The 13,061-nt window shown below is 69.0% G+C and carries 15 protein-coding genes; 2 read left to right on the top strand and 13 right to left on the bottom strand.

Annotated features, from left to right (window positions below):
- Positions 1-7 precede the first annotated feature (7 nt).
- From ACQRWP_RS31435 to ACQRWP_RS31490, 12 genes are all read right to left on the bottom strand, one after another.
- Positions 8-946 carry an ABC transporter ATP-binding protein gene (locus ACQRWP_RS31435; protein WP_430499825.1) on the bottom strand — a complete coding sequence of 313 codons (939 nt, stop codon included), beginning with the start codon at positions 944-946 and terminating at the stop codon, positions 8-10.
- Positions 943-1,371, bottom strand: coding sequence for a lasso peptide biosynthesis B2 protein (locus ACQRWP_RS31440; protein ID WP_430499826.1), 429 nt, complete (start codon positions 1,369-1,371; stop codon positions 943-945). The genes ACQRWP_RS31435 and ACQRWP_RS31440 overlap by 4 nt, the downstream gene beginning before the upstream one ends.
- The gene (locus ACQRWP_RS31445) at positions 1,368-1,646 is read right to left on the bottom strand and encodes a lasso peptide biosynthesis PqqD family chaperone (protein ID WP_430499827.1); all 279 of its coding nucleotides are present in this window, start codon (positions 1,644-1,646) and stop codon (positions 1,368-1,370) included. Before ACQRWP_RS31445 ends, ACQRWP_RS31440 begins: the two co-directional genes overlap by 4 nt.
- On the bottom strand, positions 1,643-3,469 hold the full coding sequence (locus ACQRWP_RS31450; RefSeq protein WP_430499828.1) for an asparagine synthase-related protein: 1,827 nt from the start codon (positions 3,467-3,469) through the stop codon (positions 1,643-1,645). The genes ACQRWP_RS31445 and ACQRWP_RS31450 overlap by 4 nt, the downstream gene beginning before the upstream one ends.
- Positions 3,470-3,603: 134 nt before the next feature.
- The gene (locus ACQRWP_RS31455) at positions 3,604-3,732 is read right to left on the bottom strand and encodes a lasso RiPP family leader peptide-containing protein (protein WP_410820142.1); all 129 of its coding nucleotides are present in this window, start codon (positions 3,730-3,732) and stop codon (positions 3,604-3,606) included.
- 141 nt (positions 3,733-3,873) lie between these two features.
- Positions 3,874-4,644, bottom strand: coding sequence for an ABC transporter permease (locus ACQRWP_RS31460; RefSeq protein WP_430499829.1), 771 nt, complete (start codon positions 4,642-4,644; stop codon positions 3,874-3,876).
- A complete protein-coding gene (locus tag ACQRWP_RS31465) occupies positions 4,641-5,561 on the bottom strand; it encodes an ABC transporter ATP-binding protein (protein WP_430499830.1) in 921 nt (306 codons plus the stop codon). Before ACQRWP_RS31465 ends, ACQRWP_RS31460 begins: the two co-directional genes overlap by 4 nt.
- Before the next feature lie 203 nt (positions 5,562-5,764).
- Positions 5,765-7,081 carry a M23 family metallopeptidase gene (locus tag ACQRWP_RS31470; protein ID WP_430499831.1) on the bottom strand — a complete coding sequence of 439 codons (1,317 nt, stop codon included), beginning with the start codon at positions 7,079-7,081 and terminating at the stop codon, positions 5,765-5,767.
- An 85-nt stretch (positions 7,082-7,166) separates the two neighbouring features.
- The gene (locus tag ACQRWP_RS31475; protein ID WP_430499832.1) at positions 7,167-7,766 is read right to left on the bottom strand and encodes a ClpP family protease; all 600 of its coding nucleotides are present in this window, start codon (positions 7,764-7,766) and stop codon (positions 7,167-7,169) included.
- 137 nt (positions 7,767-7,903) lie between these two features.
- On the bottom strand, positions 7,904-8,401 hold the full coding sequence (locus tag ACQRWP_RS31480; RefSeq protein ID WP_430499833.1) for a helix-turn-helix domain-containing protein: 498 nt from the start codon (positions 8,399-8,401) through the stop codon (positions 7,904-7,906).
- 113 nt (positions 8,402-8,514) lie between these two features.
- The gene (locus ACQRWP_RS31485) at positions 8,515-9,633 is read right to left on the bottom strand and encodes a hypothetical protein (RefSeq protein WP_430499834.1); all 1,119 of its coding nucleotides are present in this window, start codon (positions 9,631-9,633) and stop codon (positions 8,515-8,517) included.
- Positions 9,634-9,644: 11 nt separating this feature from the next.
- Positions 9,645-10,157 carry a SigE family RNA polymerase sigma factor gene (locus tag ACQRWP_RS31490; protein ID WP_430499835.1) on the bottom strand — a complete coding sequence of 171 codons (513 nt, stop codon included), beginning with the start codon at positions 10,155-10,157 and terminating at the stop codon, positions 9,645-9,647.
- Positions 10,158-10,323: 166 nt separating this feature from the next.
- Between ACQRWP_RS31490 and ACQRWP_RS31495 the strand changes: the two genes are divergently transcribed.
- Positions 10,324-11,337: a potassium channel family protein gene (locus ACQRWP_RS31495; RefSeq protein WP_112603739.1), complete on the top strand. Its 1,014-nt coding sequence runs from the start codon at positions 10,324-10,326 to the stop codon at positions 11,335-11,337.
- Positions 11,338-11,408: 71 nt separating this feature from the next.
- Here ACQRWP_RS31495 and ACQRWP_RS31500 read toward each other — a convergent pair whose 3' ends face one another.
- Complete coding sequence (locus ACQRWP_RS31500) at positions 11,409-11,888, bottom strand: MarR family winged helix-turn-helix transcriptional regulator (protein ID WP_430499836.1); 480 nt, start codon at positions 11,886-11,888, stop codon at positions 11,409-11,411.
- Between the two features lie 82 nt (positions 11,889-11,970).
- On the opposite strand from ACQRWP_RS31500, the gene ACQRWP_RS31505 reads away from it, so the two are divergent.
- Complete coding sequence (locus ACQRWP_RS31505) at positions 11,971-12,615, top strand: FMN-dependent NADH-azoreductase (RefSeq protein WP_430499837.1); 645 nt, start codon at positions 11,971-11,973, stop codon at positions 12,613-12,615.
- Positions 12,616-13,061: the final 446 nt, after the last annotated feature.

Below are 13,061 nucleotides of genomic sequence, written 5' to 3' on the forward strand. Positions count from 1 at the left end.
GTGATGGTCATTTCCGCGGCCCTTCCTCTTCGCGAATGGTGCGGCCGGTGTAGTGCAGGAACGCGTCATCAAGGCTTGGCGACCGGACGGTCACCGACATCACCGGCACCGGAATCGCCGCGCACAACCGGGGCACCAGGGCGGCCCCGTTCTGAACCCGCATGCGGAGGTTCGAAGCCCCAACGGCGACATCCAGGTCGAACTGCGTGCGGATGCTGGTTGCGGCGGCCTCGTCGTCCTCCGTACGCATCTCCACCAGGTCATCCCCGACCACGGCCTTGAGTTCGGCCGGCGTGCCCTCGGTGACCAGTTCGCCGTGATCCATGATCGCGATCCGGTCGCAGTGCTCGGCCTCTTCGAGGTGATGCGTCGTCATGAAGACGGTCAGGTCGTACTCGGCGCGGAAGCGCCGCAGCTGGTCCCAGATCAGGATGCGGGTCTGTGGATCGAGTCCGGTCGTAGGCTCGTCCAGGATCAGGACCTTCGGCGCGTGCAGCAAGGCCCGCGCGATCTCGAGCCGGCGGCGCATCCCTCCAGAGAAGGTCCGGACCGGCGAGTTCCGACGATCCTGCAGGTCCATCAGCGTGAGCAGATCGGCAATGGTGCCCCGCACGGCGCGGCCGCCGATGCCGAAGAGGCTGGCGTAGAAGCGCAGATTTTCCTCGGCAGAAAGGTCCGGGTCCAGCGTGGACTCCTGGAAGACGATACCGATCGACCGCCGCACGTCGTCCGGTCGCCGACGGATGTCGAAGCCGGCCACCTCGGCGGTACCGGCGGTCGGCCGCAGCAGCGTCGCGAGCATGCTGATGGTGGTGGTCTTACCCGCACCGTTGGGACCGAGGAAGCCAAAGATCGAGCCCGTCGGGACGTCCAAGTTGAGATCAGCGACCGCCGCGATGCGGTCCGAATACCACTTCGCGAGATTTCGCACACTGATCGCGGTCACGTCGATCTCCCTTCCGGGCATCGCACGGCCAGCACGGTCACGAAACGTGCCACGTCCGCGGGTTCGCCAACCGGGCGGCCGTCCACCTCGACCCACGCATGAGCCCCGAACGGGTTGGTCCGGAAGCCGGTACACCAGTCCGGCCATCGGCCACGCAGACGGCAGATCAATGCCGTCGCCACCGATCGCTGCAGGCAACCGAGCCCCGCGCAGCGGGTGCTGACGGTCACGGTCGCCGACCGGGCATGCAGGGTCTCCTCGAATTGGCCGGGAACCGCGCCCCTGCTGAGCAGCCGCAGCGCCTGACGTAACCGGCGCGGAGGTAGCGCCGCGAGTGGGCGGGCCACACCAACCGCCGCCAGCGCGATGACACGCTGCCCGACGGTGAGCCGCACGCCTCGCTCCGCGGTGACCGGCATGCTCATGTGGTCACCAACTTGGCTCGCCTGAGGCCGTTGACGAACTCCTGCACGTCCGCAGTGACCCGGTTTCGGAATTCGTCGTCGACAGGTGGGCCACCGGCTGAACCGGCGGTCAGCCGGTGCGCGGTCTCGGCCGGCGAGTGCCCAGCGAGAAGGTCACGCAGCATCTGCTCGGCCGTGCTGTTGAGATGCCAGTAGCGGCCGGTTCGTTCATCCAGCAGGACAAGCCCGTCGTCCACCTCGTTGAGCACGACGTCACGGCGCAGTGACAGGGTCATCGCAAGACTCCAGTCTTCCGTCCCGACCAAGCGGACGCCACGACCGAGGATCGCAGCCAGCTCTCGCAGGCAAGGGTGTTCTGCAGAATGGTGAGGTGATGGGCGACCGGCCCCGGGTTCAGCAGACGGGCGCGGAGCGCGGCCACGTCGATGAGGCCAAGTTCGCCCAGCTGGGATCCGTCACACAACTCCAGCAGGGTCTGCCGGTTGCGGCGCAGTCCCTCGTGCATCTCGGCGCTGAACTCGCCCTTGTCCGGACGGTTCAGGATCGCGTCCGGCACGAGTCCGCGCATGGCGGCGGTGAGCAGAGGCTTGTACTGCCCGGGAGCGCTCCGCTCCGCAAGCCGGACCGACAGCGCTGCCTCGACGACCTGATGGTCCAGCATTGGTGCGTCCCATTCCACGCCAGGTCCGGTGGCCGCACGAATCTGGCGTAGCAGTGCGCCCTCGAACGCCATTGCCTCCAGGACCTGATGGCGTACCCGGTCGGGATCCAGGGGTTGCGGATCGGAGGCCGCAGCCGTACGCAGGGCGTTTCGCACGGTCTCCGCTGCGGCTCCCGTCGCCCATGGGGGGATTCGTGCCGCTGGCACCCAGCCCAGGTCCAAGTGGGGTGGACGTGGGGGTGGCGCATCGATCTGCGCCGGCAGCGCGGCGATGGCCTGCGCGAAGGTGGACCGGTCGGTGAGCCCGCGCAGGCAGTCCGACCAGGACCAGCGATTGAGTAGTCGGGAACGGCGGATCGTCGGCAGGGCGCGCAGCGGATGCCGGCGTGCCAACGACCACAGGTGTGCGGGCATCGCCCCGAAGAGCGTGTCGCCGCCGAACCCCATCAGGTGCAGGTCTGAACCCTCAGCCGTCGCGCGTCGCTCCAGGTCCGCAAGGTGTGCCCAGCCGCCGATCCAGAGTTGTGGCCCCTCCCACTGTCCCGCGCCGGTGCCCTGCTCGACGTCGACCTGAAACAGGTTCGCCGGACGGCTGCGCGGTACGACCCGGTGGCGTGCGCCGGGTAGTGCCGCGGCGGCCCGTTCTGCCCAGACGGTGTCGGTGTTCGCAGGGTCCAGTGGCTGCACATGAAAGGTGGTCAGGTCGGCGCCAGCCGCTGCGGCTAGAAACGCGACGCTGGTCGAGTCGAGTCCACCGGAGAGGTCCGCGGTCACCATCCGGCCGCCCGGCACGCGGCTGGCGACTGCTCGGAACAAGGACTCCCGCACCTCGGCTGCCGCCGCTTCCAGCGACCTGACCGGCTCGGGAGGATGCCACCACCGGTGTGTCCGTGCCGACCCGCCGCGGTCGACCGCCAGCCAGTGACCAACTGGTACCGCCTGTATGCCGGTCCAGAACGTCCGTTGTGAGAGCGGCCAGGGCGCGCCGAGCGGCGACAGCAGTCGTAACGCCAGTGCTTCCGGGTCGATCGTGGCACCGGCGAGTCGGCCCAGCTGGGCGATGGAGGAGGAAGCCACCGTGAAGCCATCGACGGTCGCGTAGAAAATCTGTCGTACGGTCGACACCGTTCCCTGCGAACGGGTGGCGCCGTCCTGTGAAAGGAGGAGGTGGACTGCTCCCGGAATCCGCCGGGCCAGCTTGTCCAGACCGGACGGCGACGTGATGGCGGCCAGTGCCCGGGATACCTCCGGCTCCCGAATCTCGGTCCGACCGGCGATGGCGAGCCGAGTGTTTCCGGCGGTCAGGACGGTGATTTCGCCAGAATCCCATTGCCCGACAATCCATGGCCGCCCGGAGGCGTGCACTACCACTCTTTCCGTCGTTAACTGGAGCTTTTCCGAAACGAATTCCCGATCTGGCAGGACGACGAATTCCACGAGGCGAGACGCCCTTTCTCCCGCAGTGACCCACACGTCGGCGGCCGGCCGAAAGTGAGCCGGCCGCCGACGGACTGCTACCTGCTCACATCACCTCAGCTGCTCGTTCTGCAGTTGCGGTGCCGATTCCGTGATCAGATGCAGATCGGCGCACGGGCGCAACCGAGGAAGTCGCGGCAGTCGCCCCACGGGGTGCACAGGGTCAGCTCGGTGAAGTCGCCCAGGTCGGTGATCGCAGGCGTGACGTACTCGGTCTGGTTCATTTTCTCTCCCTCGTAATGCTGGACTTTTCCGCCGGCGGCGGGCCTCAGCGAAGGCCCGGGTTAGACGCTACGAGCGCCACGCGTCCGGCGAAATGGGAAAGAGGACTCAGCCGCCATGCGTCAGTGCGGAGGGGGCATCTGTCATGCATCACGGCGACGGATCAACCAGTACCCGACCGCTGCGGCCGTGAGCGTCCAGAGCAGAAGCACGAGGATCCCCTGCCCGGCGGTCAGTTCGCCCGAGTCGGCCGTCACCTGCATCGCGCGCATGCCGGCCTGGTCCGGTAGGAACTGCGCCACCGGCTTGGTGCCGGAGATCGTGCCGAGCGCCGGCCCCACCACGAAGAACAGCGGCATGAGGATGCCCAATGTCAGCGCGGTGCTGCGTAGCAGTGCCGCGACTGCTGCGGAGAAGACGTTGATCAGAACGACGTACGCGACTCCCCCGAGTACGGCCCGCATGGCCCCGGGGTCGGACAGGCTCGCCCCATGTGGTCCCAACGCGCTCTGGGTGATCAGAAACGACGCGATCACGGCTGTCCCGCCGACGATCAGCGCGACTGCCGCCACGACCAACAGCTTGGCCAGGTAGAACAGGCCCCGGGTGGGCACCGCTGCCAGCGAGGCGCGGATCATCCCGCTCGTGTACTCGGAACTGAACACGAGCACCGCGAACACGACGAAGGCCAGATTGCCGTAGAGGAGGGCGTTGAACCCCGAGTTGATGGGGTTGAAGTCCGACGCCAGCATGTTGCTTCCGCTGTCGATGGCGTTTCGAGTGGACAAGCCACCTGCCAGTGCCAGACCGAGACTGATGACCAGCGCCAGTGGCAGCGTCACCAGACTGCCCACCGTTGACCGTGCCTTGATCCATTCCGAGTGCAGGACTGCGGGTACCGTGTTGCTGCTCACCGGCTTGCCTCCGTGATCCCGCCGCGATACTCGACGGCATCGGCTGTCAACTTGATGAACGCGTCCTCCAGCGAGGCAGTACAGGGCGTGAGCTCGGTGATTATCAAGCCTTCGTCCCGACCGACCGCGCCGATCTGCTCCAGCTCGGCGCCCAGCGCGTGCAGTGTGCCGTCCCCCGCCTCGGTCACCTGGATCCCACGGGCGGTCAAGGCGCTGCGTAGGCGCGCAGCCTCGGGTGAGCGCAGCCGGATGTACGAACCCGCATGCTGGGCCACAAAATCACTTGTCGGAATGTCGGCGAGCATCCGCCCCCGGCCGATGATGATCAAATGATCGGCGGTGGCCGCCATCTCGGTCATCAGGTGGCTGGACAGCAACACCGTGCGCCCCTCGGCCGCCAGCCCCGTCAACAGCTGCCGGATCCACCGGACCCCCTCCGGGTCGAGCCCGTTGATCGGCTCGTCCAGCAGCAGCACCGGCGGATCACCGAGCAGCGCGGCGGCCAACCCGAGCCGCTGTGTCATGCCCAGCGAGAACCCTCGAACCCGCTTGCCGGCGACGCTCTCCAGCCCGACCATCTCGATCACCTGACGCACTCGCTGCCGCGAGATGCGGTTGCTGGCCGCCAGGCTGAGCAGATGGTTGTACGCGGATCGCCCAGGGTGCGCCGCCCGGCTCTCCAGCAGCGCACCGACCTGCCGTAGGGGCTCGGTCAGTTCGCCGTACTCCTTGCCGTTGATTCTGACGTGCCCCGACGTGGGCCGGTCCAGTTGCAGCATGAGCCGCATGGTGGTGGACTTCCCGGCCCCGTTGGGCCCGAGAAAGCCGGTGACCCGCCCTGGCGTCACCGTGAACGTGAGCCCGTCGACGGCAGTTTTGGCACCGTAGTGCTTGGTCAGCTCAGTCGCCTCGATCATGCCCTCAGCCTGCCAACGGGACCCTGTCCGCCGCGTCAGACCACGGTTTGACAATGCCCATGGCTGAGCGGCTGCGCGCTCCCTCTCGGCACGCCAGCGCGATCACCAAACGTGGTCGGCACGCTGCGCGGGATCCGCAAAAGTGGTGCTCCGCGCCGCGAAGCCCTTATCAACTTCAGAGGGCTCGCGGCGCGGAGGGCGACTCAGGCGGCGTAGATGAGCTTGACGCCGTCCAGTCCCAAGGCGGCTGCCCGCGTGCCGCGGACCCCGCTGTTCAGGTTGCGCCAGCTGTTGTTGCTGGCCGCCTCGTGCACCCACCCGTCGACGACGTTGTAGATGTGCTTCACCCCGTTGACGTTGAGCGCGGCCAGCGAGGTGCCCTGCGCGCCGTAGATGCCGGTCCACAGGTTGGCCCAGCCGGCGTTGCTGGCGGCCTCGTAGATCCGGCCGCCGTTGAGGGTGTAGAGGATCTTCGTGGTGCCCAGTGTGATGGCCGCTACCGCCGAGGCCGGGATGCCCGTGTTCAGGTTCCGCCAGGCGTTGGCGCTGTGCGCCTCGTGTACGTAACCGCCGACGATGCTGTAGACGTACTTGACGCCGTTCAGCACGATCACCGAGATCGAGGACGAGCTGGCGCCACCGATGCCGGTGTTGAGGTTGCGCCAACTGTTGTTGCTGGCGGCCTCGTGCACGTACCCGTCGACGACGTTGTAGACCAGCTTCACCCCGTCGAGGTTGATCGCGGCCAGGGCGGTGCCCTGTGCACCGTGGATGCCGGTCCACAGGTTGGTCCAGCCGGCGTTGCTGGCGGCCTCGTGGATCCGGCCGCCGTTGAGGGTGTAGAGGATCTTCGTGGATCCCTGGGTGATCGCTGTCGTCGCCGTGCCGGTCACCGCGCCCGCGCTGCCGGCGACCGGTAGGGCGCGCCAGCCGGTGTTGCTGGCCGCCTCGAACACCTGACGGGGCTGGTCGGCCGGGTTGTGCTGGATGAAGGCCAGCGGGTTGATCCGGGTGCCGGACGGGTCGATCATGTGCCAGTGCAGGTGCGGGCCCGTCGAGCTGCCCGAGCCGGGTGCGCCGGCCGCGCCGCCGGAGCGGCCCACGATCGTGCCCGCGCCCACGCTGGTCCCGTTGGCGAGCAGGAACTGCGACAGGTGCAGGTACTGGCTGCGGTACCCGTCCGTGTGCTGGATCGTGACGGTGTGCCCGCCCGTGCCGTTGTTCGGGATGTTCTGGATGGTGCCGGCGCCGCAGGCCGGCAACGCCGTACCCACCCCCATCCCGAAGTCGATGCCGCCGAGTGAACCGCGGCTGAGGTGACCCTCCCAGGTGTCGGTGATCGGGTAGGCGCTGAACGGGTTGTAGATCGCCGGCGCGGCCTGTGCGGCCTCGGGGACCAGCAGGCCACCGGTGCCGATGGCGCCCGCACCCAGCACCGCCGCGCGCAACATCGTGCGGCGACTCACGGCGGATGTGGTCGTGTCGTCGCCGCAGCAGCTGCCTTCGTAACCGTCCGTCATTCCCACTCCTTCTGCGCCCGCCAAGATATCTACGGAGGCTAATGGGGTGGGGTGGTCTGGCGGTACCGGTGCCACCAGACGTTGATCAGGACGTCGGCAGCTGTTCGGCTCGGGTGACCACCTGGTCGATGAGGCCGTACTCGCGGGCCTGCTCGGCGGTGAACCACCGGTCCCGGTCCCAGTCCCGCTGGATCTCGTCCAGGGTTCGTCCACTGTGCTGGGCGATCAGCTCCTGCATCGTCCGCTTCACGTGCAGCATGTTCTCCGCCTGGATGGTGATGTCGGCGGCGGTTCCGCCCATCCCGCCGGACGGCTGGTGCATCATGATCCGTGAGTGTGGCAGCGCGTACCGCTTGCCGGCCGCGCCCGCGCAGAGCAGGAACTGCCCCATCGAGCCGGCGAACCCGAGCGCCAGCGTCGCCACGTCGTTGCGGACGTAGCGCATCGTGTCGTAGACCGCCATCCCCGCGCTCACCGAACCGCCCGGCGAGTTGATGTAGAGGTAGATGTCCCGGTCGTCGTCCTCTGCGGCGAGCAGCAGGATCTGCGCGCAGATCTGGTTGGCCGACTCCTCAGTCACCTCGGTGCCGAGGAAGACGATCCGCTCCCGCAGCAGCCGCTCGAACACATGGTCACCGAAGGACGGCTGCCCGCCCTCCAACATTCGCACGTCGTACCCGATCATGTGCCGCCGCCTTCCACCGCGCCGGCGGGCGGTGAGGACCACCCGGTGGACCGGCCCCTTCAGCGTGCGGGCGACGGCGGTGGCTGGCCCAGTGATTCTGCCGCCGGCAGATCCGCCGACGGCAGAACCCACGCGGCCTACGCGACGGTCAGCCGCCGCAGGCCCAGCCGGGTCTGTGCGCAGTCAGCCAGGGCGGCGGTACGCGGACCGGGGCGCGAGCCACCAGCGAAGGCTCTTTCGCCGACGCTGAGGGTCGGCTCGCTCGCCAGCGGCCCGCGGTGCAGGACGAACCCGCCGACACGCGGACCCACCAGGAGGGTGGCGTTGCCGATCTCCCGCCGAGTCGCATCGACCCGCTCCAGGTGGGTGAGCGCGGCGCGCGGCGCGGCCGGGAGGCGGGGTTCGACCCGGCGCATGTCGTCGCGGGCCTCGCCGAGCAGGTCGGCGAGGCTGATGCCGAGCGCTCGGCAGATCGCCGCCAGCACCTCCGAGGAGGCCTCCTTTCGACCCCGCTCGACCTCCGAGAGGTAGGGCACGGAGACGTCTGCCGACGCGGCCACCTCGCGCAGCGTGCGGCCCTGACGCTGGCGGTGGCGGCGGAGCACTCCGCCGATGACTCGTCGCAGCAACGACATGCCGGCCTCACTTTCGCGGTCGTCGTCGGGAACACCCTCATCATGCCCGTCCTCGGCCGTTCGGACCGACCCGTCCGGGCCCGCGCCGCTCAGACGGCGCGGGCCCGGGGCTCTCACCGGTACAGGTGGGTGTGCCAGTTGACCGGCTCGGCCACCAGCTTGACTGCGGGGAACAATGCCCTGGTGCCACCGGTGGGGAGCAGAGCGCTGTCGTCGATCGACACGTTCGCCCCGTTGACGTCGTAGACGATCAGCGACTCGTTGCCGTTGTTTCCACCGAACCGGGCCTGGTGCCCGGCAAGGGTGGTGTTCGGGTCGACGTACGCCCTGTCGGTGGGATCGGTGACGTTGCGGTACAGGGAGACGCCGACGGTCAGCGTGTGGGCCCGCTGGCGGCCGGGTTCGGCGGTAGCCGGTTCCGGGGTCCAGGTCCACCCGGCAAACCAGGATCTGGGCTGGTCCAGCGACTCGGACACGCTGACGTTGATCATCCGCAGGTTGGCCGGTACGCCCGCCACCGTCGCCGGCATCGGGACGGTGTCGGCGCCGAAGCGCAGCGACCGGGCTACCTGCGTCGCCGTTTCCCGCACGTCCGATTCGGTCCCGAACACCCGGACCTGTGCCCAGCCGTCCGGGGCGTACTGCCAGCGCAGGATCGCCTCCGGCTTCTCGGCGCCCGAGTAGCTGGCGAAGACGCTGTCCCCGCCGTTCAGTCGGGGACCGCGGTCGGAGTCGCCGGCCACGGCGGGCTCACCGCTGTCCCGCTGCGGTGCCGACGGCTCCACGCCCTTCGGGAGGAGCGAGACCGTCACGAACTGCCGCTGGTCGTCGGTGTGGCCGTTGGACGCGCCGAGGTACACACCAGGGCCGGAGAGGAGCAGTCCGGCCTGGTACTGGAGATCCCGCATCCCGTCCGGCAGCCAACCGAACCGGACGTACACCCGCTGTGGGTCGACAGTGGTGAGCGCGACCGGCAGGCCGGTCTCGCCATCGACGGGCGCCGCGCCGAGCGGAGCGGGGGCCGGCGGCCGGTCCGCGGTGAGCAGGTCGGGGACGGTGAGCCCGCCGACGGTCAGCGCCGCCGCCAGCAGCGCGGCGCCAGCTCCCTGGGCGAGGCGGCGTTGCCGTCGTGCGGTGCGCATCGCCCGCTCCACGTCCAGCACGTCGGAGGGCCGCTCGGCCGATTCGATCTCGGTCAGCATCAGGTCGCCAATCTGGCGTTCGTCCAGCATCATCGCTCCTCTCAGTTGCCGGTCAGGGTGGGGGTGAGCAGGGCGCGCAGGGTGGCCAGGCCCTTGGCGGTCTGGCTCTTCACCGTCCCCGTCGAGCAGCCCATGACCTTGGCGGTCTCCTCGACGCTGAGGTCCTGGAAGTACCGCAGCACCAGCACCGCGCGTTGGCGCGGTGGCACCTGCCGCAGCGCGCCGACCAGTGTGATCCGGTCGGTCGGGTCGGCGAAGGCCCTGGACACATCGGGCAGCGCGGTGCCGAGGCGGACCCGCGCCCACCGCAACCGCCGCTCGTCGATCAGTCGCCGCACCAACATGGTGCGGACCAGCGCGTCCAGGTGATCGGCCTGCCGGGCCCGCGCCCATGAGCGGTACAACTCGGTGAGCACCCGTTGCAGGATGTCGTCGCCCCGGTCCCAGTCCCCGCACATCAGGTAGGCGGTGCGCCGCCACTGCACCATCCGGGACTGGACGTACTCGGTGTATTCGTCGTCGGCCTCGGCTCGCCGTCTGCCGCTCGTCGTCACGAGGGTCGCGCCCCCTCCGTCTGCCGGCCTGCACCGGTTCGTCGTTGTCGTCCGGTAGTCGGGTGCGGGCGCGCCGCCGGTTGTCCGCCGCAACCCGGACGTGCGGTCGACGGTGTACCCGCTATGTTGTGGGCGTGCAGGCGACGGCGGGGGAGCAGGTTCGACGGTGATCCATTTTCCCGCACAGCGCCGGGGCCCACTGAGCGCGCTGAGCCTTCGGCTCGCCGCCGCCCTGGGCCTGGTCTTCGCCGTGGTCGCCGCGGTCTACCTGGGCCGGGACGGCTACCGCGATGTCAACGAGGACGGCCTCACCCTCCTCGACTGCTTCTACTACGCGGTCGTGTCGCTCTCGACCACCGGCTACGGGGACATCACCCCGGCCGCACCGTCGGCCCGGCTGGTCAACGTCCTCTTCATCACCCCGGCCCGAGTGATCTTCCTTATCATCCTGGTCGGTACCACCCTGGAAGTTCTGACCGAGCAGTACCGGACCGGCCGTCGCCTGTCGCGGTGGAGGAGAGCCGTGAAGGACCACGTCATCATCTGCGGCTACGGCACCAAGGGGCGCAGCGCTGTCTCCGCCCTGATGGAAAACGGTCTGGACCGCTCGCGGATCGTGGTGGTGGAGCGCAGCGCCGCCGCCCTGCGGCAGGCCACCTCCGCTGGGCTGGTGGCGATCGAGGGCTCGGCCACCCGCTCGTCGGTGCTGAACGAGGCGCACGTCAAAAACGCGAAGGCCGTGATCATCGCGACCGACAGTGACGACGCGTCGGTGCTGGTCGCGCTGACGGTACGGCAGCTCACCGCCGGGCAGGTCCGCATCATCGCTGCGGCCCGGGAGGCGGAGAACGCCCCGCTGCTCAAGCAGAGTGGGGCGCACCATGTGATCGTCTCCTCGGCCACGGCGGGCCGGCTGCTCGGCCTGTCCACCTCGGCGCCGCCGCTGATCGACGTGGTGGAGGATCTGCTCACTCCCGGCCAGGGCATGGCGCTGGCGATGCGTTCCGCGGAGCGGGACGAGGTGGGTCGCTCGCCGCGAGAGCTGGAGTCGTTGGTGATCGCCCTGGTGCGGCGGGGCAAGGTGGTCACCCTGGCCGACCGGGCCGGCGCGGTGATCGAAACCGGCGACATGCTGGTGCACGTACGCGACGACCGCCCCCAGTCGGCCACCACCGCCTGATCATCCCGGCGCTGCCGGTGTGACCGCCGGGCCGGCTGGCGTGACTGCTCCGCCGTTGTGGTGACGCGGCGTCAGTAGGTGGCGTCGGTGGCGCAGATCGCCTCGGTGCAGCTGATCGGCGTGCCGCTGGAGGCCCGGCTGAGCAGCTCGTAGAGCGTCTCCCGCTCGGCGGGATCGAGCGCGCCCAGCACCTCGTTCTCGGCGCCGGCCAGGGCGCATTCGGCCTCACTGAGGCGTTTTGCTCCATTGTCGGTGAGTTCGACGACGTGTCGGCGGCGGTCCTCGGGTGAGCGCCGCCGCTCGATCAGCTGCTTCGCCTCCAGGTCGTTGAGCAGCCCGACGATGTTGGTGCTGTCCATTTCCAGGATGGCGGCGAGCGCCTGTTGCCCGGTGCCACCGCCGGCGCGCAGCACGGTGAGCGCGACCAGGTGCCGGGGGCGTAGCCCCAGCGGCGCCAGCACCGACTCCGACCGCAGTCGCATCCGCCGGGCCAGATGGTCCAGGAGTGCGCCCGAGCGGTGCTCGGAGGAGTCGAGCGGCTGCGCGGACATGTGACCCAGTCTACCGACTCGGCGGAACATCGGCCTGCTATAAATAGTTGGTGCTTCACAGACGATTCCTAGAGGAGGAATAATGCATCTGCTGCATATCGACTCGAGCATCCGCGGTGACTGGTCGGTCAGCCGGCGGCTCACCGCCCGCGCGGTCGACGCATGGCGTGCGGCCCACCCGGACGGCACCGTGGCCTACCGGGACCTGGGCGCCGAGCCCTTGCCGCACCTGGACTCGGAGGGCGGGCTGGCGCGGATGACGCCACCGGACCAGCACACGCCGGCGCAGCGCGAGTCCTGGGAGCTCAGCGAGCGGCTGGTCGACGAGGTGAGGCAGGCCGACGTGGTGTTGCTCGGGCTGCCGCTCTACAACTACGGCGCGCCGAGCAGTGTCAAGTCGTGGGTCGACCACCTGATCGTGCCCGGCCTCGCGTTCGATCCGACGACCCAGCAGGGCCTGCTCGGTGGACGCGAATTCGTGGTGCTGGCGACCCGGGGTGGCGGCTACGGCGAGGGGACCCCGCGCAACGGTTGGGACCACGCGGAGCCGTGGCTCCCACACGGCCTGTCGCTGACCGGCATGGAGCCGCGTTTCATCAGCACCGAGCTGACCCTGGCGCCGTCGGTGCCGGCGATGGCCGAGCTGATCCCGCTGCACGAGGCGAGCCTCGCGGCGACCGAAAAGGAGATCGACAACCTTTGGCTGCCAGCCGGCGCTGCCCGCTGACTGCCCGTCGCTCGTTGCTCGTCGCACGGAGGGTGTCCGCTCCACACCGGACGGTTGCCCTCCGTGGCGGGACATCCAGTTCTGAACACCAGGCGGCTGGAGGTCGCAACCCGTCCGGATGAGTCGCGGCTGCGCTGACCCCGTCGGTTCGTCGCGGTCTGGTTGCGGATCATGGAAAAACCTCGTTACCGGGCAGCTTCCCGATCGAACCCTTGCTACGGTGTCCCGGCTTAGAGCTGTCAATGGGTGTCGCTGCCGGGGCTTGCCGGTGCAGCGTCGTTGGCGCAGGCACGACGGGGAAATTTTTCTAGTTCCGGGCGGACTCCGCCCTGGTGTGGTTTGTCGTTCACCCGTCGCGTCCCACGCAGGTCATCCCGGGCAGTTCCGAGTGCCTCGTTAATCGAACGACGGGAAGCAATCAGTGGCTGAAGTGGCAACATCCGCAG

This window comes from Micromonospora trifolii, assembly GCF_050516465.1.
In the GTDB taxonomy this organism is placed as follows: domain Bacteria; phylum Actinomycetota; class Actinomycetes; order Mycobacteriales; family Micromonosporaceae; genus Micromonospora; species Micromonospora trifolii.